This is a genomic window from Raineyella fluvialis, from assembly GCF_009646095.1.
GTDB classification, from domain to species: domain Bacteria; phylum Actinomycetota; class Actinomycetes; order Propionibacteriales; family Propionibacteriaceae; genus Raineyella; species Raineyella fluvialis.
Map to the genome: position 1 here is coordinate 2,094,190 of NZ_CP045725.1, position 20,726 is coordinate 2,114,915.

General features: G+C 68.7%; 16 protein-coding genes. 7 read left to right on the top strand and 9 right to left on the bottom strand.

Annotated features, from left to right (window positions below; genetic code table 11):
* Positions 1-74 precede the first annotated feature (74 nt).
* Positions 75-506: a thioesterase family protein gene (locus tag Rai3103_RS09470; protein ID WP_228488823.1), complete on the top strand. Its 432-nt coding sequence runs from the start codon at positions 75-77 to the stop codon at positions 504-506.
* A 512-nt stretch (positions 507-1,018) separates the two neighbouring features.
* Here Rai3103_RS09470 and Rai3103_RS09475 read toward each other — a convergent pair.
* Positions 1,019-1,681: a hypothetical protein gene (locus Rai3103_RS09475; protein WP_153572398.1), complete on the bottom strand. Its 663-nt coding sequence runs from the start codon at positions 1,679-1,681 to the stop codon at positions 1,019-1,021.
* 166 nt (positions 1,682-1,847) lie between these two features.
* Here Rai3103_RS09475 and metK point away from each other — a divergent pair, with 166 nt between their 5' ends.
* The 3 genes from metK (at position 1,848) to Rai3103_RS09490 (ending at position 7,858) form a co-directional block, all read left to right on the top strand.
* Complete coding sequence (metK, locus tag Rai3103_RS09480) at positions 1,848-3,038, top strand: methionine adenosyltransferase (protein WP_153573686.1); 1,191 nt, start codon at positions 1,848-1,850, stop codon at positions 3,036-3,038.
* 120 nt (positions 3,039-3,158) lie between these two features.
* Positions 3,159-6,770, top strand: a complete 3,612-nt coding sequence (locus tag Rai3103_RS09485; protein ID WP_153572399.1) for a choice-of-anchor D domain-containing protein — start codon at positions 3,159-3,161, stop codon at positions 6,768-6,770.
* Entirely contained in the window at positions 6,719-7,858 is a 1,140-nt protein-coding gene (locus Rai3103_RS09490; RefSeq protein ID WP_153572400.1) for a lectin-like domain-containing protein, read from the top strand. Before Rai3103_RS09485 ends, Rai3103_RS09490 begins: the two co-directional genes overlap by 52 nt.
* A 4-nt stretch (positions 7,859-7,862) precedes the next feature.
* On the opposite strand, the gene Rai3103_RS09495 is transcribed toward Rai3103_RS09490, so the two are convergent.
* The 3 genes from Rai3103_RS09495 to Rai3103_RS09505 form a co-directional block, all read right to left on the bottom strand.
* Complete coding sequence (locus Rai3103_RS09495; protein WP_228488824.1) at positions 7,863-10,199, bottom strand: DEAD/DEAH box helicase; 2,337 nt, start codon at positions 10,197-10,199, stop codon at positions 7,863-7,865.
* A 93-nt stretch (positions 10,200-10,292) separates the two neighbouring features.
* A complete protein-coding gene (locus Rai3103_RS09500; protein WP_153572401.1) occupies positions 10,293-11,450 on the bottom strand; it encodes a glycosyltransferase in 1,158 nt (385 codons plus the stop codon).
* Positions 11,451-11,595: 145 nt separating this feature from the next.
* On the bottom strand, positions 11,596-11,970 hold the full coding sequence (locus tag Rai3103_RS09505; RefSeq protein ID WP_153572402.1) for a VOC family protein: 375 nt from the start codon (positions 11,968-11,970) through the stop codon (positions 11,596-11,598).
* Positions 11,971-12,076: 106 nt separating this feature from the next.
* On the opposite strand from Rai3103_RS09505, the gene Rai3103_RS09510 reads away from it, so the two are divergent.
* Positions 12,077-13,585 carry a DUF7059 domain-containing protein gene (locus Rai3103_RS09510; protein ID WP_153572403.1) on the top strand — a complete coding sequence of 503 codons (1,509 nt, stop codon included), beginning with the start codon at positions 12,077-12,079 and terminating at the stop codon, positions 13,583-13,585.
* 8 nt (positions 13,586-13,593) lie between these two features.
* On the opposite strand, the gene Rai3103_RS09515 is transcribed toward Rai3103_RS09510, so the two are convergent.
* From Rai3103_RS09515 to Rai3103_RS09530, 4 genes are all read right to left on the bottom strand, one after another.
* Positions 13,594-15,075, bottom strand: a complete 1,482-nt coding sequence (locus Rai3103_RS09515; protein WP_228488825.1) for a sugar transferase — start codon at positions 15,073-15,075, stop codon at positions 13,594-13,596.
* 221 nt (positions 15,076-15,296) lie between these two features.
* A complete protein-coding gene (locus tag Rai3103_RS09520; protein ID WP_153572405.1) occupies positions 15,297-16,460 on the bottom strand; it encodes a glycosyltransferase in 1,164 nt (387 codons plus the stop codon).
* On the bottom strand, positions 16,457-17,710 hold the full coding sequence (locus tag Rai3103_RS09525; RefSeq protein WP_153572406.1) for a hypothetical protein: 1,254 nt from the start codon (positions 17,708-17,710) through the stop codon (positions 16,457-16,459). The genes Rai3103_RS09520 and Rai3103_RS09525 overlap by 4 nt, the downstream gene beginning before the upstream one ends.
* A 10-nt stretch (positions 17,711-17,720) precedes the next feature.
* Positions 17,721-18,062 carry a hypothetical protein gene (locus Rai3103_RS09530; RefSeq protein ID WP_153572407.1) on the bottom strand — a complete coding sequence of 114 codons (342 nt, stop codon included), beginning with the start codon at positions 18,060-18,062 and terminating at the stop codon, positions 17,721-17,723.
* 15 nt (positions 18,063-18,077) lie between these two features.
* Here Rai3103_RS09530 and Rai3103_RS09535 point away from each other — a divergent pair, with 15 nt between their 5' ends.
* Entirely contained in the window at positions 18,078-18,656 is a 579-nt protein-coding gene (locus Rai3103_RS09535) for a hypothetical protein (protein WP_153572408.1), read from the top strand.
* Positions 18,653-18,958, top strand: a complete 306-nt coding sequence (locus tag Rai3103_RS09540) for a PqqD family protein (protein ID WP_153572409.1) — start codon at positions 18,653-18,655, stop codon at positions 18,956-18,958. The genes Rai3103_RS09535 and Rai3103_RS09540 overlap by 4 nt, the downstream gene beginning before the upstream one ends.
* 17 nt (positions 18,959-18,975) lie before the next feature.
* Here the strand turns inward: Rai3103_RS09540 and Rai3103_RS09545 are convergent, their stop codons facing one another.
* The gene (locus Rai3103_RS09545; protein ID WP_153572410.1) at positions 18,976-20,646 is read right to left on the bottom strand and encodes a tyrosine-protein kinase domain-containing protein; all 1,671 of its coding nucleotides are present in this window, start codon (positions 20,644-20,646) and stop codon (positions 18,976-18,978) included.
* Positions 20,647-20,726 lie beyond the last annotated feature (80 nt).

Below are 20,726 nucleotides of genomic sequence, written 5' to 3' on the forward strand. Positions count from 1 at the left end.
GAGGCCTGGCGTCTGCCACCTGTCATGCACGATGATCGCTCGAGCCGACCCGACCGAACCATGAGGAGCCCTTGATGAAGCCAGGACTCGACCCGGGACAGATCCACACCGTGTCGGTGGTGGTCGATGACTCCCTGACCGTGCCCGCTGTGTCGGCCAAGTTCCCCGGGTTCGAGGAGATGCCGCGGGTCTTCGCGACCGCCTTCATGGTCGGCTTCGCCGAATGCGCGTCCATGGGAGCGCTCGCGGACTACCTCGAGCCGTCCGAGTCGAGCGTCGGGGTGGACGTACGTTTCGACCACACGGCCGCGACGCCGGTGGGGATGACCGTGACGGCGACCGCCGAGGTGACCGCGGTCGAGGGCCGCATCGTGACGTTCCATGTGGTGCTGCGCGACGACGTGCAGCAGATCGGTGAGGGAACCCACCAGCGGGCGATCATCGACCGGGAGAAGTTCACCGCGCGCGTGGCGGCCAAGGCGGAACGGCGCGGGCTGCTGGGGTAGCGCACCTGTCAGGCGATGGTCACATCCACCAGTGGATTGCTTCCTTGATCCCTTTCGGGCCATCGGGGTACATCGCCCCCTGGTAGCGAGGTAGACGGCCAGGGCCATAGCCAGTGGTGGATAGGTCCCCTCCCAGATTTCGTCACTGGCCGCGGGACGCGACAGGATCGTGAAGGCTCCGACCAGGAGGGTCGCTGTCCCCAGCGAGCTGATCCAGCGGGTCCAGTCCAGCCCGGTCGCGAAGACTGCTATGGCTGCGGCGACGAACACCGTCCAGGCGGCCAACGTGAACCAGGAGCGGCGGACGCCGAGCGAGAAGGCAGGTGCCCAGAGCCGAAGCCATGCGGCGTGCAGGCCGGACTGGAGAGTGCCAGCAGCCAAGATCGCCGCCATCTTCCAGGCTGGGATGGCCCAGACGCGAGCGAACGATGTCATCAGGTCATCCGCCATGTAAGCGATGACTCCGCCATAGCCGGGGTCATTAGGGCGAGCCCACCATCCGGAGTAATTCGTCACGGCGGGAGCGGTCTGGAGTTGGTGCACCAGTGCTGGATCCGAACGTCCGAAGAGGACGACCGCCAATACCGCCCCCCGACCGGGATGAAGAGGGTCAGGCTCTCCCATACCTTTGTACGGGGCGCCGTGTCAGCGACCGCGATCAGGACGAGGACGACGATGCCCCAAATTCCCATCGACGCCTCGTGGACCAGAGTGAGGACCCCACCAGCCAGCCCCAGCACCGTCAGAACCGCCACCAGCGCAGGCGGACGCCCTCGGGTCGGCAGAAGTACCGCGCCGACAGTGATCAGCCACACGAGTCCGAACTGGTCCGGGCGTCCATAGGCAATCAGGGCGTCGAACGTCCATGGGGAGCACGCGAGCAGCATCGCCAACGCCACCGAGGACCGGGTGCCATGTCTGACCAGCGCGGCGATGACGAGGTACAGGGCTATCGCCGGGAGCAGCGCGGCCGACCAAGGGGCGAGGTACGTCAGCCAAGTCGGTACCCTGTCGGCACGCCCCGATAGAAGCTGGATGATTTCACCGCCCAGTCCGCGACGAACGAAGCCGTAGTCATACGTCACCAGCCAGTATGAAACCTGCATCTCATCCGGCCGGAATCTCATTTGGGCGAGCACCTGATAGGCGACGACGACGCCCAGCAGTCCGGTCAATCCACGCTTCGTCCGAAGCGCGTCCCCCCAATGGCGCATGGCCTCACCCTAATGAACGTCGATCTCGCTGCAGCTCGCTCTCGGTCCGGAAGATGGCCCCGGGACTGGACCAACGGAGGTCGCGGGAGCCCGGGGACATAGGATCGGCGTCGTGCCTTACACGAACATGCACCTCTTCACCTCCGAGTCGGTCACCGAGGGCCACCCGGACAAGGTCTGTGACCGCATCTCCGACGCCATCCTCGACGCGATGCTGGAGCAGGACCCGCAGGCGCGTGTGGCCGTGGAGACGCTCACCACGACCGGTCTGGTGCATGTGGTGGGTGAGGTGACGACCTCCGCCTACGTGGAGATCCCGCAGATCATCCGCCAGGAGCTGCAGTCGATCGGCTACACCTCGTCCAGGGTGGGCTTCGACGGCGCCTCGTGCGGCGTGATCGTGTCCATCGGCCAGCAGTCCCCGGACATCGCCCAGGGCGTCGACAAGTCGCTCGAGTTCCGTACGGACAGCGGCGAGCACGATGCGTACGACCTGCAGGGCGCCGGTGACCAGGGTCTGATGTTCGGCTACGCCACCGACGAGACGCCGACGCTGATGCCGATGCCGATCTTCCTCGCGCACCGCCTCGCCGAGCGACTGACCGCCGTCCGCAAGGAGGGACTCGTCCTGGGGCTGCGTCCCGACGGCAAGACCCAGGTCACCATCGCGTACGACGACGAGCGGCCCGTCGGTATCGACACCGTCCTGGTCTCGACCCAGCACGACGAGGACGTCACCCAGGAGGAACTCGCTCAGATCATCCGCACCATGGTGGTCGAGCCGGTGCTGGCCGAGGCGGATCTCGGCCTGGCCACCGACCGGATGGCGCTGCTCGTCAATCCGACCGGGCGGTTCGTGGTCGGCGGCCCGATGGGCGACGCCGGCCTGACCGGCCGCAAGATCATCGTCGACACGTACGGCGGCATGGCCCGCCACGGAGGCGGCGCGTTCTCCGGGAAGGACCCTTCGAAGGTTGACCGTTCCGCGGCGTACGCACTGCGGTGGGTGGCCAAGAACGTGGTCGCCGCGGGCTTGGCGAAGCGCTGTGAGGTGCAGGCCGCCTACGCCATCGGCCGGGCTCGACCGGTCGGGGTGTACGTCCAGACCTTCGGCACCGGGACGGTGTCCGACGAGAAGATCCTTGAGGCGATCCGTACGGTCTTCGACCTGCGCCCCGCCGCCATCGTCGACCAGCTCGACCTGAAGCGGCCGATCTACAAGGCCACCTCGTCGTACGGCCACTTCGGCCGGGAACTGCCCGAGTTCACCTGGGAGCGGACCGACCGCGTGGAGCAGCTGCAGGCGGCCATCGCCTGAGCAGCGGCTCGGTCAAAATGTGATCTGTCGGCCCTTTCGCTGTGTGCTGACTCATAGCTAGAGTCGGCTCAAATCGCATCCCGGTGGGGGATACGGCACGAGCGGGGGGCCGGGCGGGATATGAGTGCACGGATGCGGGTGCTGGGTCTGGGGAGGCCGTCGACGACGGTCCTGATCATTCTGGTCGTGCTCGCCACGATCCTCGGCTGGGGCGGCCTCCCTCCCGCGTCGGCCACGGTCGCGACGATCTCGAACGACGCGGCGCGCACCGGCTGGGACCGGAACGAGGCCGGGCTGTCGCCGGCAGACATCACCTCCAGCGACTTCGGCGTGGTGTTCAACCACCAGGTCGACGGCCAGGTCTACGGCCAGCCGCTGGTGGTCGGGTCCACCGTGATCGCCGTGACCGAGAACAACGCCGTCTACGGACTCGACCCCGTCACCGGTGCCGAGAAGTGGAGCCGCAACGTCGGCAAGGCGTGGTCCCCCTCACCACTCAGCTGCGGTGACCTCACCCCGACCATCGGCATCACCTCGACGCCCGTCTACGATGCTGCCACCGGCTTCGTCTACTTCCTGGCCAAGGTCGACGACGGCCCCGACGTCCAGCACCCCAGCTGGTGGATGCATGCCATCACACCAGGCACGGGCGTGGAGCGGACGGGGTGGCCGGTCCGGATCAGCGGCGCCGCCAGCAACGATTCCACCGCCGTCTTCAACCCTGAGGTCGAGATGCAACGCCCCGGCCTACTGGCGCTGGGCGGGTCGATCTACGCCGCTTTCGGCGCCCATTGCGACCGGGGGGCCTACCGCGGATTCGTCGTGGGGGTGAGCACCTCGTCCCCGCAGGTGAGCTCGATGTGGACGACGGAGGCCGGTAGCTCCAGCAGCGGTGCGGGTATCTGGCAGTCCGGTGGCGGGCTGGTGTCGGACGGTTCGGGGCGCATCCTCTTCTCCACCGGCAACGGCGTGATGCCTCCTGTCTCCTCCGGGACCTCGGTGCCGAAGACCTTGTCGGAGTCCGTCGTCCGGCTCAATGCGACGTCCAACGGCCTGCAAGCCGCGGATTTCTTCAGCCCGTCCAACGCGGCGACCCTGGACAGCGGCGATCAGGACCTGGGATCGGGTGGCCCGATCGCGCTGCCGGACTCCTTCGGCACCACCGGGCACCCGCACGTCCTGGTGCAGCAGGGCAAGGACGGGCGTGTCTTCCTCCTGGACCGGGATGCGCTCGGCGGCCGTAGCCAGGGCTCGGGTGGGACCGATGCGGTCCTCGGTGTCGTCGGCCCCTACCAGGGGCAGTGGGGACACCCGGCGGCTTGGTCGAGCACGGCCGGCAACTACCTGTACCTGGTCGGTAACGGCGGTCCGCTCCGCGCACTGCGTGGCGGCAGTAGCTCCGGCGTGCCGGCGTTGACCCAGGTGGGCGCGAGCCAGGACACCTTTCCCTACACCTCCGGTTCGCCGGTCATCACCTCCAACAGCACGGACTCCGGGTCGGGGGTCGTCTGGGTGATGCGCAGCGGTGGTGGCTCCTCGGGCACGACGGCCCAGTTGCGGGCCTACAGTGCGATCCCCGATTCGCGGGGGATCCTGACCCTGCTCTACTCGGCCGACATCGGCACCATGGCGAAGTTCACCGTGCCGGCGACCGATGGCAACCACGTCTACATCGGCACCCGCGACGGGCGTGTCATCGGGTTCGGGCGTCCGGCGACGTCCGCTCTGACCGGGTCGCCGGTCAACTTCGGCAACGTGGCCGCCGGGACCACTGCCACCGGCACGCTGACCCTGACGGCCACCCGCTCCTTGACGGTCACCGGGGCCACCACGGCGGCGCCCTTCGGGGTGACCGCGCCCGCGCAACCCGTGAGCCTGGCCGCCGGCGGCACGATCCAGTTGCCGGTGTCGTTCAGTCCGACCGCTGCCGGCGCCGCGTCGGGTCTGGTCAGCGTGACCATCGATGCCGGGAACGTACTGACCTTCGCCCTCAACGGGACAGGCACGGCCGTCGGGCTGCAGGCCCAGCCGGCCACCGCAACCTTCGTCGACCAGGTCGTCGGCTCGACCGGTCTGGCGAATGTGCAGGTCACCAACACCGGCTCGAATCCGGAGGTGATCTCCGCTGTGACCGGTCCGAGCGGACCCTTCACGGTGACCGGCCTGCCGAGCGTGGGCACCTCCATCCCCGGTGGTGGTTCGGGGTCTTTCGTGCTGGGCGTGAAGTACTCGCCCACCGTGGCGGGATCCGATGCGAGTGCGGTGACGATCACGTCCACCAGTGGCACACTCAAGATCCCGCTGTCGGGCACTGCCATCTCCGGCGCCGCCCACCTGGTGCTCAACCCGTCGACCCTCGATTTCGGATCGGTCCCGGTGGGCTCCTCCCGCACCCTGAACTTCGACGTCACCAACACGGGCAACATCGCCACCACCATCACTCTGGCGAAGGCACCGGCCGGCGTCTTCAGCACGTCGTCGCCACTGTCCGAGGGAGTGGTGGTCGGTCCAGGCCAGGTGATCCACCAGCCCGTCACGTTCACCCCGACGACCGTTGGGTCAGCCCCGCCCGCCGTGTACGCGATCAACAGCGACTCGAACACCGCCATCATGAACGAGCAGCTGACCGGGGTCGGCACCGGACCGGTGCCCGCACCGGCGACGAACTCGTGGCAGTTGAACGGCACCACGACCATGCCGACGGCCGGCCAGCTCCAGCTGACGCCGGCGACCAACTCCGCGACCGGCACGGCCTTCTACAACACGGTCGCTCCGGTGACCGGCGCGGGAACGGTGCCCACGGAGGGTCTCGACGCGAAGTTCAACGTGACGATGAACGGCGGCTCGGGCGCCGATGGTGTGTCCTTCGCGATGCTCGATCCCAGTAAGACCGCGCCGAATGCCGTGGGTGGTGGCGGTGGTGGGGTCGGTGTCTCGGGCCTGCCCGGCATCGCCGTCATGTTGCAGACGTGGCCGGCGGCGGGGGTGTCCAGCAACAACTTCGTCGGGGTGGCGCAGACCACGTCGTCGGGCGTGACCATGCTGAAGTGGGTGAACGCCCCCTCAGACCTGCGCACTGGCAGCCATCCGGTCGAGGTGAGCGTGGTGTCGGGGCACGTCAAGGTGTCCGTTGACGGCCACGCGTTGCTCGATGTGGTGCCGCCGTCAGGGAGCCTGACGCCCAGCGCGATGATCGGGTTCACCGGCGCCACGGGCGGTCTCAACGACATCCATGCCGTCAACAAGGTCACCATCACCACACAGGTGTCCGGTGCTGGCACCGTCCCGGTCCCTGGACCGGCGTTCGGCACCTGGCAGCTCAACGGCACGTCGACCTTGCCGTCGGCCGGCCAGCTCCAGTTGACCCCGGCCGTCAACGGTGCCACCGGGACGGCGTTCTACATCGGAGCACCGGTCAGTGGAGCGGTCCGCACCGAGGGTCTTGACGCCAAGTTCAGCGCGACGATGAACGGTGGGTCCGGCGCCGATGGTCTCTCCTTCGCGATGCTCGATCCCAGCAAGAGCTCGCCGACAGCGGTCGGTGGCGGCGGCGGTGGGGTTGGTGTGTCGGGCCTGCCCGGCATCGCGGTGATGCTGCAGACGTACCCGGCCGCCGGAGTGTCCAGTAACAACTACGTGGGGGTCGCGCAGACGACGCCCTCAGGCGTGACCATGCTGAAGTGGGTGAACGCCCCTCGGATCTGCGCAGTGGCAGCCATCCGGTCGAGGTGATCGTGGCCTCGGGGCACGTGAAGGTGTCCGTGGACGGCCAGGCGTTGCTTGATGTGGTGCCGCCGTCGGGGAGCCTGACGCCGACCTCGATGATCGGCTTCACCGGCGCCACGGGCGGACGCAACGACGTCCATGCCGTCAGCAACGTCGCCATCACCACCACCGCCGGGGCGGGTGCGCCGCTGACGAACGCCACCGCCGACACGAGCTTCGGCGACGTGCTCCTCGGCCGCAGCGGACAGCTGTCGGTGACCCTGACCAACAAGAGCAGCCAGCCGGAGGTCGTGATGGCGGTCACTGGCCCCGCCGCGCCGTTCACCGCCACCCTGCCGTCGGTCGGGTCGACCGTCCCCGCAGGAGCCAGCGTCACCGTGCCGGTCACGTTCACGCCGACCGTGGACGGCACGTTCACGGACAGCTTCACCGTGGTCACCACCAGTGGCCAGGTCGTGGTGCCTCTCAGCGGCACCGGCAGCAACCAGCTGCCGGACCTCTCCACGTCGACCTGGAACGGGTTGGGGACGACGGTGCTGTCGGGCACGACGGTCACCCTGACGTCCGACGGGCAGCTCGGTGCTGCCGGCCTGATGTACAACTCGACCGCGGTGGCGCCTCAGGGCGTCCATGCGGTCTTCTCGGTCCAGATCAGCGGTAACCACCCGACGGGTGCCGACGGCCTGGCCTTCGCCCTGCTCGATGCGGGGGCGGCCAAGCCGACCGCGCCGGGCCTGGCGGGATCCGGCCTCGGGATCAACGGCCTCACCGCGACGTACTTCAGCATGGCGACCTGGTCGGCCTGGGGGATCAACAGTTCGAACTACGCCGGAGTCGGCACCACCTCCGGGGGGACCGGACTCAACTACCTGTCCTCGACGACGGCCATCCCGCCGCTGCGGACCGGGACGCACAACGTCGACGTACGCATCACCTCGGCGAACCACATGGTCGTCAAGGTCGACGGGCAGCAGGTGCAGGACACCCTGGTGCCGAACCTGCCGCCGAAGGTCTACATCGCCTTCGGTGGGGCCACCGGTGGCGCGACGGACACGCATGCGGTGCTGAACCCGGTGATCACGTACACCGGGTAGTCGCTCAGGCCAGCAGGTGCTGCAGCAACAGGCGAGCCGCGTCCTTGTCGAGGGTCTGGTTGGCATTGCCGCACTTCGGTGACTGGATGCAGCTGGGGCATCCGTCTGAGCAGCGGCAACTCGTCAGGCGTTCGTACGTCGCCGCCCACCAGCGCTCGGCGATCCGGAAACCCTCGGCGGCGTAGCCCGAGCCACCGGACTGCCCATCGTGGATGAAGATCGTGGCGGTGCCGGTGTCGGGATGGAAGACGGTGGACACGCCGCCGATGTCCCACCGGTCGCACGAGGCGAACATCGGCAGCAGCCCGATCGCTGTGTGCTCGGCGGCATGGACGGCGCCGGCGAGCTGCGGATAGGTGAGGCCTGTTGCGCTGACGACCTCTTCGGGGATGGTGATCCACATCGCCTGTGTCTCGAGGGCGTGTTCCGGCATTACCATCGGGGTCTGGTCCCACACCTCGCCGGTGAGTTCGTCACGGCGCAGATACCCGATCACCTGGCCGGTGAGGCGTACGGAACCGCGATGCACGGCGGCGGGACCGAAGGGGCGGCTTTCTGCGGTGGTGAGGACCTCGATGTCCATCGTGCTGACCGGCTGGGTGGTGTAGCCCGGACGGTCCCGGTGCACCGTCGCCTCGTAGTTGTCGAGATCGAGGGTGTCCACCATCCAGGAGTCTCCCTGGTGCAGGTACACCGCCTCAGGGTGGACGGCACGATCGGCTGACCCCACGTCCGCGACGCCGACCAACCGCCCCGTGTCGCGGTCGATGATGTCGATGGCCCGCGCACCGCCACCGCGGATGTCGATCATCGTCGCGGCCCGTTCCGGGCGTGTCCAGAACCAGCCGGCCCGCCGCTTCCGCAACGCTCCTTGAGCGACGAGAGCATCGGCGATCCGGGCCATGGCGGGGCCGAAGAACCGAGTGTCGTCCTGGGTCAGCGGTGCTTCCTGGGCGGCAGCCGCCAGATGCGGACCGAGAACGTACGGATTGGCCGGATCGAGGACCGTCCGCTCCACCGAGCCGTCGAGCAGTTCGTCGGGGTGGGCGAAGAAATAGGCGTCGAGGGGGTTCTCGCGGGCGACCAGCAGGACCAGGGCGTCGTCGCCCCGTCGGCCTGCGCGCCCGGCCTGTTGCCACAGGGCCGCCCTCGTGCCGGGATAGCCCGACACGATCACCGCATCGAGCCCCGCGATGTCGACCCCCAGCTCGAGGGCGTTGGTGGCGGCGACGCCCTGCAGGTGGCCGGTCTGCAGGTCCCGTTCGAGGCGGCGGCGGTCCTGAGGCAGGTAGCCGGCCCGGTAGGCGTCGACCCGCCCGAGTGGGCCGATGAGCTCCTGCGCCGTGACCGCCACCCGCTCGGCCATGGCGCGAGAGGCGATGAACGCCACGGTCTGGCGTCCCTCGGTCACGCAGTCGGCGAGGAGTTGGGCCGACTCGCTGTCGTGGTTGCCCTCGGGTTTCCACAGCACCAGGTCGACGTGCCCATGCGGGGAGCCGTCCTCCGTGACCGTCACGACGTCGCCGGAGTCGACCCCGGCCAGGTCCGCCAGCAGTTCGGCGCCGCCGTCTAGCGTGGCGGAGGTGGCGATGACCACCGGCTCGGCCCCGTACATCGCGGCGAGGCGGCGCAGTCGGCGGATGATCGCCGAGACGTGGGCGCCGAACACGCCACGGTAGCGGTGGCACTCGTCCAGCACGATGTAGCGCAGCGACCCGAGCAGGCGCGCCCAGCGGGCGTGGTCGGGCAGCACCGAGTAGTGGAGCATGTCGGGGTTGGTGAGGACGTAGGTTCCGAAGTCACGGGCCCACGCCCGCTCGGCGTCGTCAGAGTCGCCGTCCAGTGTGCAGACGCGCCAGTCGTCGAGCTGCAGGTCACGGCAGGCCCGCGACTGGTCATGCGCGAGGGCTTTGGTGGGGGCCAGATAGAGTGCCGTCCCGCTCCGCCGGGCGGCCCCGAGATCCGCGCGCAGCTGCGCAGCCGTGAGGCGGGGTCGCACGGCCGTCGCTGTTGCCACTCCGGTCGGGCCGCCATGCAGAGTCGTGACGGTGGTTGACCTGACAGTCGTGGGGTCGGCGCCGGTCTCGCGGGTGGCAGCCGCGACGGGCACGAGATAGGCCAGGGACTTGCCCGAGGCGGTGCCTGTGCTCAGCAGGACATGCCGGCCCGTACGGACGGCATCCATCGCCACGGCCTGGTGCTCCCACGGTGCGGTGATGCCCCGCTCCGCGAAGGCATCGGCGAGGTCGGCCGGCACCCAGTCGGGCCAGGCGACAGCACGCCCGGGGCGCGCGGGGATGCGATGGATGTGGCGCACCCGCGGGTCGGTCGACTGGAACACGCGGTCAGTCTAAGTCGCGGGACGGACAACGCTGCGGAGCGCCGGGGCTGGCAACCAAGCGCACCGTCGTGGCAGGGGGGAAGCGGGCGATGATCAGTGTCGGGGAGCCCGGGCGGCGGAACGCCATACCTCGGACACGACCGCCGCTGTTCGGCTGATCGGGAAACGCTCCTGGACCGACAGCCAAGCCGCCAGCGCCCGCCGAGCCGCCACCTCGGGATGCTCGAGCGCCTCGGCGACAGCATCGGCGAGGGCCGAAGGGTCTCCGGGGGGGACCAGCCACCCGAGTGGCTCACTGTCAGGTGCGGGGCGCACGATCTCGGTGACACCACCTCCGTGTGTCGCCACGACCGGAATTCCGCGGGCCATGGCCTCGACGATCACCTGCCCGAACGGCTCGGGCTGGCCGGAGGCATGGACGCAGACGGTCAGTTGATCGAGCTCGTCTGAGGGGTCCGCCACGAAACCGGTGAACTCGACGGCGTCCTCGAGTCCCAGTGCCGCGACCTCGGCCCGCACCTGCTGCTCGTACGTGTCCTCGCCGAACAGCGGGGCACCGATGATCCGGAAGCGTGTGTCGGGATGGTCCCGCCGTACCAGCGCAGCGGCCCGGACGAACTCGATCTGTCCCTTGGTCGGGCTGACCCGTCCGAGGATCCCGACCACGGGGGTGGCGGGAGCGCGGCGCTCTAGAGGCGAGGGGCCGAGCTGGTCGGCGCTGTAGCCGGGGTAGGCGACGGCGATCCTCGGCACCTTCGGCAGGGTGGCGGCGGTGCCGGCGGAGTTGACGATCACCCGGGTGGGGGCCCACCGGGCCAGTGTGCGCATCAAGCGCACCATCGGGCCGGGGAGATAATCGGGGCTGATCCGGTCGTGGATGTGCCACACCAGCGGACGCCGGGCGATCAGTGCGGCGGGAATCGCGATGAGGTCCGCCTTCAGGGAAGTGCTGTGGATGAGGTCAGGGGCCAGCCGTCGGAGTCGCAGCCCGAGCCGGACCGCGTACGGCAGCACCCGGAGCGCGTTCCGTGCGGCGGTGAGCGGGGTGGCACCGGCTTCCACCCTTCCGGCGCCAGCGAGACGGGGGTTCAGCGGGAGCACCTCGACCGAATGGCCCGACTCCTCCAGGCGCTCGGCGAACGGCCCTTCACTGAAGAGGACGGTATGGGTGGTGATAGCGGGGTCCAGATGATCGAGGAGACGGATCAATGCGAGCTCGGCCCCGCCCATCGCCCCGGTGTGGTCCAGCACGACGACGCGCAGCGCCTCCCGCGGATCCGGTTGTCCCCCATGGCGACCACAGTAGCCGTAAGTCTACTAGGAGGAGTTCGACGACGAGGAGGCGTGACGACGAGGGAATGGGACGGCGCCACTGAGCGCGGCGGCGCCCGAGCGGTCAGCCGTTCGCGCGCTGGGGCAGGTACTGGATGGCCCAGCGATTGCCGTCGGGATCGTGGAACGAGACGAAGTGACCCCAGTCGAGCTTCTGGACGTCACTCACCGCGACGCCCCGGGCGGCGAGCTCGTCGTGGGCGCGCTGGATGTCGGCTACCACGATCTGGAGCCACGACCGACCGGGCGGCTCCTCGCTCAGTCCCTCTCCGAAGGCGATGGAGCAGGCCGAGCCAGGCGGGGTGATCTGGACGAAGCGGAGCGAGTCGCTGACCCGCTGGTCATAGTCCAAGTGGAAGCCGACCTTGTTGACGTAGAAGTCGATGGCGCGGTCGACGTCCGAGACGGGCAGGAAAGCCAGCTCGAGTTTCCAGTCCATGAGGGTCCTCGGTCGAAGGGATCTGCTGCCATCGAATCACCGTTGGCGTGGTGTCGCCACACCAGTCGCGCGATACACAGGCGGCCACCCATGCCACGATGGGACCATGCCGACCGACCAGCCCTTCGCTACCGATTCTCGTCGTCTCGCGGATGCGCTGCGCGCCGCCGAGTTCACTGTGGACCCGGTGGCCGAGAGACTGGGGCCGCAGGCCTGGGCGGCGCTGGGCCGCAACACCACGTTGGCGGCGCTGCGCGCGCTCGGCGGAGCCGATGACCCCCAGGCCACCCTGCTGCGGCTGTTCGTCCTGCAGCGTACGGTCGGGCGCGCGGCAGCGGATCGAGCGCTCCCGGGTCTGGTCGACCTGCTGATCGCGGACGCGTTGGTCGAGGAGGTCGCCGGCCGGATCGCGGCGACGGTCGACATCCGTCCGTACGGTGCCGATGAGTCAGCAGGGATCGCGTTCGACGGTTGGGCGGCCTCCGACCACGTCCCCGGGCTGGACGGCCGGGTCAACCGGACCCGTCCGGACTTCGTCCTGCCCCCCAGCCCGGCCTCGGTCACGCTGACGCAGATGACGATCCGGCGTCCGGTCACCCGGGCCCTTGACCTGGGAACCGGCTGTGGCGTGCAGTCCCTGCACTTGGCCGGTCACGCCCAGCGGGTGGTCGCCACCGACCTGAACCCGCGCGCCCTCCGACTGGCCGATCTCACGCTACGGCTGAACGGGGTGGAGGATCGTGTCGAGTTGCGCCACGGCAGTCTCTACGAGCCCGTGGGCGACGAACGCTACGACCTGATCATCAGCAATCCTCCGTACGTGATGTCACCTCCCCAGGAAGTGGGGGAGCGGCTGACGTACCGAGAGGGGGGTCTGCCCGGCGATTCCCTGGTCGAGCAGGTGATCCGCGGTGCGGGGTCGAGGCTGGCGGACGGGGGGTCGCTGCAGGTGCTGGGCAACTGGGCCCACGTGCGCGGTCAGGACTGGACCGAGCGGTTGCACGACTGGATCGATCCGACAGGGTGTGATGCCCTGGTGCTCCAGCGGGAGCTGCTCGACCCGTACGAGTACATCGAGCTCTGGCTCAACGATGCGGGCCTGGCAGGGTCCGATGAGTACACGGGCCGCTATGCCCAGTGGCTGGACTACTTCGATGAGTTGGGGATCGAAGGCGTGGGCCTGGGGTGGATGAGCCTGCACAATGCCGGGCATGCCGACCCGTCGGTGCAGATCCAGGAGTGGCCACACAGCGTTGCCCAGCCGGTGGGTCCGGCCTTCGCCGCCCAGCAGCAGGGAGTGGAGCTGGCCCGTCGCAGCGATGAGGAGCTGCTGGCGACATCGTGGCGGCTGGTCGACAGCGTCCAGGAGACGTACGGGGTGCCGGGCGCGGCCGATCCGGACCACATCGTCCTGCGGCAGCGGACCGGTTTCTGCCGGGCCGTGGAGGCGGACACTGCTCTGGCCGGCGTACTGGGTGCCTGCGACGGTGAGCTCCCGTTGGGGGTGATCATCCGAGCCGTGGCGCAGCTGCTCGAGGCGGACGCGGAGGGTCTGGTCGCGGACCTGACCGGGAGGATCCGCCCCTTGGTGGTCGACGGGTTCCTGGTCGCCTGAGCGAACGCTCAGTACGCGCCGGCGGAGGCCAGCACCGCTCGAGCCGTCCGGATCAGGATCATCACATCCTGCGTCATCGACCAGTTGTCGACGTAGTACAGATCGAGTCGGACCGTCTCGGTCCACGGCAGGTCGGAACGGCCCGACACCTGCCACAGCCCCGTGATCCCGGGACGTACGTCCAGACGCCGATGGACGTGCTCCTCGTACTGTTCGACCTCCGAGGGCAGCGCCGGTCGAGGACCGACCAGGCTCATCTCGCCGCGGAAGACATTGAAGAACTGCGGGAACTCGTCCAGTGAGAAACGACGGATGACGTGACCCACCCGGGTGATCCGCGGATCCTTCTCCATCTTGAAGAGGACACCGCCGTCGGACTCGTTCTGTGTGCGCAGCTGGGCGAGGAGCTTCTCGGCGTCCACCACCATCGAGCGGAACTTGAAGCAGCGGAAGAGCCTGCCGTCCTTGCCGACGCGGACCTGCCGGAAGAACACCGGCCCTCCGTCGTGGATCTTGATGGCCAGTGCGACGGCGAGCATGATCGGGGCACTGACGACGATGAGTGCCGACGAGCCGACGATGTCGAACGCCCGCTTGCCCCAGCGCGACGCGGCCTCCGACTGTGGCTGCTCTACGTGGACCAGTGGCAACCCCGCGATGGGGCGGACCTGGAGGCGTTCGGCGGAGACATCGGTCATGGCCGGGACGACGATCAGCTGGGTCCTACTGTGCTCGAGGTCCCAGGCCAGCCGTCGGAAGTCGCGGCTGCCGGGGAAGGAGCCCTCGGCGCAGATGACCGCCTCGGCCTCGACGGTCCGCACCGCCTCGCCGAGCCGGTCGATGTGACCGATGACCGGGATCCCGCGGGTGGTGTGTGGGGATGGGTCGTCAGGCGGGGTGATCGCGCCGACGATCCGATAGCCCAGCCAGGATTCCCGGCTGATCACGGTGGCGATCTCGTCGATGTGGGGAATGGTGCCGGAGAGGACGACGTCGCTGAGCAGCAGACCCCGTCCCCGGGCCCGCTGGATGAAGCGGCGCAGCGTCAGTCGTCCGACCAGCAGCATCACGACGCCGACGGTGAACTCGAGGACGAAGAAGCCGCGGGACAGCTGACTGTGGGTGAGGTAGAGCACCGCGGCCGCGAGGCCGGCGGTGATGCCGGTGGCGGTCAGGATCGACTGGTACTCCAGCGAACCGGCGCCCATGTTCTTCGTCCGGTAGAGGCCCCAGGCAGCGAGCAGGATGATCCACAACGGGACCAGCCAGACAGCCATTCCGGTCACCACGGAGGTGACGTCGGCGGCCTCGTCGAAGATCGTCAGTGAGTTGCGTCCCACGACCCCGATGCCGGTGGCGAGCAGAATGAGCACCAGATCGATCAGAAGGGCGGTCGTGCTGATCAGCCGCGAGCTTCCCCGCCCACTGCGGATGCCCGCTGTCCGGACCGATGCGGTCGAGCGGGTGGGGGAGGGCACGCTGCCGATCACTTCGGCACCACCTCTTCCCTCAGTGCCGCTGGTTGCTTCGATGCTCATGTTCCCCCGAAACCTGAACGTGCACGACCTGTGTGCGGGCCTGGGCAGGCGACCCCGAGGACCGCCGTGCCATCCGACTGACCTGCTCATTGAAACACCGGGGACTGACATCGCGCCACCCGGTCGATCCGCTGGACGGTTCCCGGAGGGTCTTCCCTCCGCAGCTGCAGCGGTCAGCGGCCGACGAGCGCCGCGACCTCCGCGCGGAGCCTGGCGATGAAGCGCTCTTCACTGAATCCCTCGGCGTGGCGCAGGATCGCGGCGCTGTCCCAGTCCCGGCCGCGGTTCGCGCTGACCGCCGCCGAGATCTCCCAGGCGGTGGAAGCCTCGAAGAAGGCGCCGTTGACGGCGGGGTCGATCGTGTCGAGGTAGCCGCCGGCGTGGAGGGCAAGGGTCGGCCGCCCGAAGGCCGCAGCCTCCAGGGGAGTGAGGCCGAAGTCCTCGTAGGAGGGGGCGATGAGGGCGCTGGCATGGGCGTAGGCCCACCGCAGTTGAGCATCGGTGAGCCCGGACACCATCCGGGCATTGGGCGGGGCCATCGCGCGCAGGTGCCCTTCCATCGGGCCGGCTCCGACGACGACGAGCCGCTCGTCGGGCAGGGACCGGAACGCCCCCAGCGCCTTGTCCACGTTCTTGTAGGGGAGCAGCCGCGAGACGATCAGGTGGAAGCCGTCCGCCCAGTCGCGCAGCTCGGAGATCGGTTCCTGTGTCCCGCTGGCGTCGATGCTGTGCGGCGGCGGCACGAGACCCGCTGTCATGCCGTAGGTGTCCGCGACCCGGCGTGCCACAACGCGGGAGTTGGCCAGGTAACGATCAGCCCGGTGCGCCGCCCTCCGGTCCCAGGATCGTAGGGGCCGCCCGAGGGCCGCCAGCGCGAGGCGACGCGGCGAGAACAGGCCCGCATCGCCGAGGTACTCCTCGGTCTGGTAAAGCCAGCGGGCCGGATTGTGGCAGTAGACGAGGCGCCGGCCGGTGGTCGGGAAGGCGTGCGCCCAGCCACTCGTGGAGACGATGACCACGTCGGCATCGATCCGCACGGACTCCGAGGCCCAAGCGAGCAGCGGGAGTGCACGGCGATGGTCGCGGCGGAGCAGACCGATCCTGTTGAGGGGGGAGGTCACGATCTCGGCCGAGCGGAAGTCCGGAAACGTAGCATCCGGATCGTAGAGCGTGGTGTGGATCGGGGCCCCGGGGAAGGCCCGCATCAGAGACAACATGACCCTCTCGGCGCCCCCGCGCTGGGTGAGGTAGTCGTGTGCCAGGGCGATCCGGACGCCGGACAGATCCACGGGGGAGAGATCGAGGGTGGCCGAATCGATCGGGCCGGGCCGAGTCATCGCGAGGCCACCCGCTGCAGAACCCCGGCGCCGAGGAGCGAGTCGATCACCGCGAGGGTGGCGTCGAGGAGGTTCCCCTCGGGTGGTGCGCCGAAGACCCCGGCCAAGTGGTCTGCCACGTTAGTGGGGGTTCGTAGCTGATGACAGTAGTCGACCACGGCCCTGCCGATAGCGGTGAGCCGGATCACCGTACGGTCGTACAGGACGAGCATTCCGTCGTCGACCTCCAGCGTGTCGACCGGCTCGACCAGGACGACGGCATCACGGTCGAGCTCGGAGGTCGGTGGTTGACGGATTTCGGATGGGTCGCGCTCGAGGCGTGCGTGGCGAGTGACCTCCGCGGCGTGGAGGTCATCCTCGGTCCCTGGCGCGGCGATGTCCTCTCGGGCCAAGGAGATCAGGACCGGCGCCAGAGAATCAGCCTCACGGTAGGTGCAGCGCAGGACCGGACCGGTCCGGTTGATCAGGGCCGCGAGTAGTTGCAAGGGGCGGTCCAGGTTGCTGAGGGCGGAGGTCTCGGGGGCCAGACTGGTGATGGCCTCGGCAAGCCCGAGTTCCTCCACGATCGGGGTCCCTGCGTGTGTGTCCGTACGATCGAGCAGGACGATCCGGCGTAACCAGGGCTCCGCGGGAGCTTCCACCAGCCCCAGTGCGTCAGGGGAGGTTTCCGCTTTGGCAGCCCCTGGCTCGGTCGCCCGGATCGACAGCGGCTTCGGGTACGGCTTTATCCGTCCGTCCGGGGTGACGCCCACGGTTTCGTCGGTCAAGTAGCCCAAGGTCTGGCCGAGGATGCGGGTCAGGGTGGTCTTCCCGGTGCCGCCAGGGGCCACGTACGCCACCGCGGCGCCCGTCTGCGGATCGGCGCAGGCGCCGGCGTGGAACATCAGCAGCCGACCGGTCTGCGCGGCGATGAAGGCATGGGTGACGGCCTGGGTTGTCTGTTGCAGGAGGGCGTCGAGTTGTGTCGCCTCGACGTGGGTACCCTCGCCGAGGCGTTCGGCATCTCCGTGTGTGGTGTCGGGGTCGGGTGTCGCCTCGTGCCGGAGCATGACCGTGATCGGCTCGATGGTGGCGCTGACCTGCTCTGGAGCGAGACAGCGGGACCAGGCTTCTTCCAAGGCCGTCAACACGGCCGGGGCTTGCTGGCCGTGGACCTTGACCGAAAGGTTCGATGTCAGCCCGTGCAGCGTCAGCGTCAGCGGTGCCGAAGGGCGTCGACTGACGGTGCCGGAGGACGACAGGGCGGACATGCTGTGCAGCCTACCCGGCGGCGGCACCGCCGATCTCGGGCGTGCCCACTGACGGATAGGCTGCCGCTATGACCGACGCCCCCCACAGCCGCCGCTGGCGGCCGTCGTGCAACTCGGTCACGCCGCCGTCCAGCGCGTCGCCGACGTGTCCGGCATCGACGTCCTGCACATCAAGGGATACGCGATCGATCCGTCCCTGACGCGGGAAGGAAGGGTTGGCACCGACGTCGATGTCCTGGTGCGGCCCGCTCAGGTGCGCGACTTCCTGCACCGGCTGCTCGAGGCCGGCTGGGAGCGTGTGATCGGTTTCCGTGCCGGGTCGCCTTTCGGCCACGCCGCGACTCTGCACCATCCCTTCTGGGGATACGTGGACGTCCACCGGTTCTTTCCGGGAATCGGCCTCGATCCCGCAAAGGCGTTCGACATCATGTGGTCCTCGCGGCAGGTCCGGCGGATCGCCGGAGTCGACTGCGTCGTGCCCGGCCTCGTGGCTCAGACTGTGATCCTGGTGCTCAATGCCGCAAGGTCGTGGTCGTCCGGGCCGGCAAATGTCGATGTGCACGCCTCCTGGGGGTGTGCGCATGAGAACCGCCGCGCCGAAATCCGGGCCCTGGTGGCTCGGCTCGAGGCCGACGTGGCGTTCGCGGCCGGCCTGGGGACCCTGGAAGACTTTCGCAATCGACGCGAGTATGCGCTGTGGAGGGTGATCTCCCAGGGGGGCACGCGCCTGGAGGAGTGGCGGGCTCGGATCGCTGCCGCCCCCAGCCGTCGCGAACAGCTCCGGCTCGTCCTGACCGCGCCGCTGGTCAACGTGGAACACCTCACCGTGCTGTGGGGGCGACGACCCACCCGCTGGGAGATCGTGCGGGAATTCTTCCTGCGTCCGGTCCGCGGTCTTGCCGAACAGGCGAGGGCCTTGCTCCTTGGTAGGGAGGGCAGACGATGAATGTCGGCAGCGACGCCAAGGAGAACCCCTCTTGCGAACAACTCGGCTACCGGCTGGCTGACGGCGTGGGTGCCGTGGAGGTGGACGGAATCTTCTACGTGGCCCCAGTTCCGCAGGGACCGATCCGCATCCTGGCAGGGAGCGCGGCAGTCATCTGGCGCGAGCTGATCACCGATGGGTCTGCCGGGACACTGGCCGATCGCGTGGCCGGCAGCGTCGGGGTCGACGTCGCAGAGGTACGGGCCTCGGTGAGGATGTTCATCGACGAACTGCTCCGTGATGGGTTGCTGACCCGGCGCTGAGCCGGGCCAGCAGGGGGTCATTCGGCGAAGCGGCGTCCCCGGGAGAGGGCCGGGCTCGGCGCGTCGATGGTCTCGTCCGGGGACGAAGCTGGAGCGGGCGCCGCCAGTGGGGTCCCCTGGGTGACCGGCTCGCTCGTGATGGCAGGCATCGAGAACTGAGTGTCGTCCGGGTCCTCGGTGAACAAGGAGCTGAGTGCGGTCCGTGCCGCGCGGACGGTCTCCTCGTCCTGCTCGGTACCGGACGGGCTGCCAGGGATCGCCGCCGACGTGACCGGGACGGCCTCCTCGAGGCTGCCGTGCCGGGAGGCCACGGCCTCGCGCTTGCTCTTGTCCTTCTTGCTGCGCCCGTACGCGTAGTAGCCGCCGTACCGGCTGGCGGAGTCGTCGTTGGGCATCCGGTTGAGCGCGAACCCGGCGACCTTGGCGTCGACGGTCCTGAGCTGCTTGACCGCCTGCGCAAGGTCCCGCTTCAACGTGGTGTTGACGCTGATGACCATCAGCATGCCACCCACAAGCCGATCGATCAGAATCGGATCGATCACCGGCAGCACCGGCGGGCTGTCCACCAGCACGTAGTCGTACGCCTGGAGCAGTTCGGCGAAGAGGGTCTCCATCGCCGTGGATCCGAGGAGTTCACTGGGATTCGGAGGGATCGCACCGGAGGGCAGGACGTGGAGACTCGAGTCGCCCCACTTCTGGGCGGCTTCAGCGACCGTGGCGCGACCCAGCAGGACCGTCGTCAGCCCGACGTTGCCCTCCAGGCCCATCGCTTTGGCGACGGACGGATTGCGCAGGTCGCCGTCCACCAGCACCACATTGGCACCCGAATCCGCGAGCGCGATGGCGAGGTTGACCGCCGTCGTCGTCTTGCCCTCACCGGGCATCACCGACGAGATCACGAACGAGTGCTTGCCACCCGTGGTGACGTCGGCGAATTGAAGGTTGGTTCGCAGGCGCCGATATTCCTCGGCGGCGACACCGTGTGGGTCGCTGCTCATCACCGTCGGACTGGTGCCCTTGGGTAGCAGTCGCAGGGCGCCGAGGATCGGTCGGTCGGACACTGCGCGAAGATCGAGCTCTGAGCGAACTCGGGTGTCGAGGAAATGCCGGAGCAGGGCCAGGCCGATACCGAGCGCCAGACCTGCCAGCACTCCGAGCGCGATGTTCTGAAGCAGGTTGGGCGAGACCGGCTGTGACGGGACAGTCGCCGGCGTGATGGTTGTCGCCTTCACCCCTTGGCCTGCGCTGTTGAGCAGGGGAGCGAACTCCTTGCCGATCGACGCCAACTGCGGGCCCACGGCGTTCGCGGCGTCGGCCGCCACCCTTGGCGATGACGAGGTGGCCGTGATGTCGAGCATCGGGGAGCCCGTCGCCGCCTTGGCCGTGACATTCAGGGGCGTACTGGGAGCAAGCTTGAGTTGCTGCCGGAGCGGGTCCATCACCACGGGTGAGCTGACGAGCTGCTCATACGTACCGAGATCGTTGGTCGTCAGGACGTAACCGCCGCCGCCGGTGTTGGTGCCGGTCTTGGCCGTCGCTTCCGCGGAGAAGAACACCCGGGTGGTCGCCTCGTAGGTCGGGGTGATTCGGAGCGTGGTCGCCACTGTGGCGGCCACCACCAGGAGCAGGCTGACCAGGACGGTCTTCCAGCGGGAGCCGAGGATGGCCAGGAACTCTCGGAACTGCACTGCTGCTCTCCAGTCATCGGTGGGTTCGGGCGGCGTCTCCGGATTATCTTCACACAGAAGGCACAAGGTTCGAGATGTGA

Excerpts from the sequence above, each read along its gene's own strand:
- Rai3103_RS09470 (WP_228488823.1), top strand. The coding sequence starts at position 75 with ATGAAGCCAGGACTCGACCCGGGACAGATCCACACCGTGTCGGTGGTG.
- metK (WP_153573686.1), top strand. The coding sequence starts at position 1,848 with ATGCACCTCTTCACCTCCGAGTCGGTCACCGAGGGCCACCCGGACAAG.
- Rai3103_RS09485 (WP_153572399.1), top strand. The coding sequence starts at position 3,159 with ATGAGTGCACGGATGCGGGTGCTGGGTCTGGGGAGGCCGTCGACGACG.
- Rai3103_RS09505 (WP_153572402.1), bottom strand. The coding sequence starts at position 11,970 with ATGGACTGGAAACTCGAGCTGGCTTTCCTGCCCGTCTCGGACGTCGAC.
- Rai3103_RS09510 (WP_153572403.1), top strand. The coding sequence starts at position 12,077 with ATGCCGACCGACCAGCCCTTCGCTACCGATTCTCGTCGTCTCGCGGAT.
- Rai3103_RS09520 (WP_153572405.1), bottom strand. The coding sequence starts at position 16,460 with ATGACTCGGCCCGGCCCGATCGATTCGGCCACCCTCGATCTCTCCCCC.
- Rai3103_RS09525 (WP_153572406.1), bottom strand. The coding sequence starts at position 17,710 with ATGTCCGCCCTGTCGTCCTCCGGCACCGTCAGTCGACGCCCTTCGGCA.
- Rai3103_RS09530 (WP_153572407.1), bottom strand. The coding sequence starts at position 18,062 with ATGGTGCAGAGTCGCGGCGTGGCCGAAAGGCGACCCGGCACGGAAACC.
- Rai3103_RS09540 (WP_153572409.1), top strand. The coding sequence starts at position 18,653 with ATGAATGTCGGCAGCGACGCCAAGGAGAACCCCTCTTGCGAACAACTC.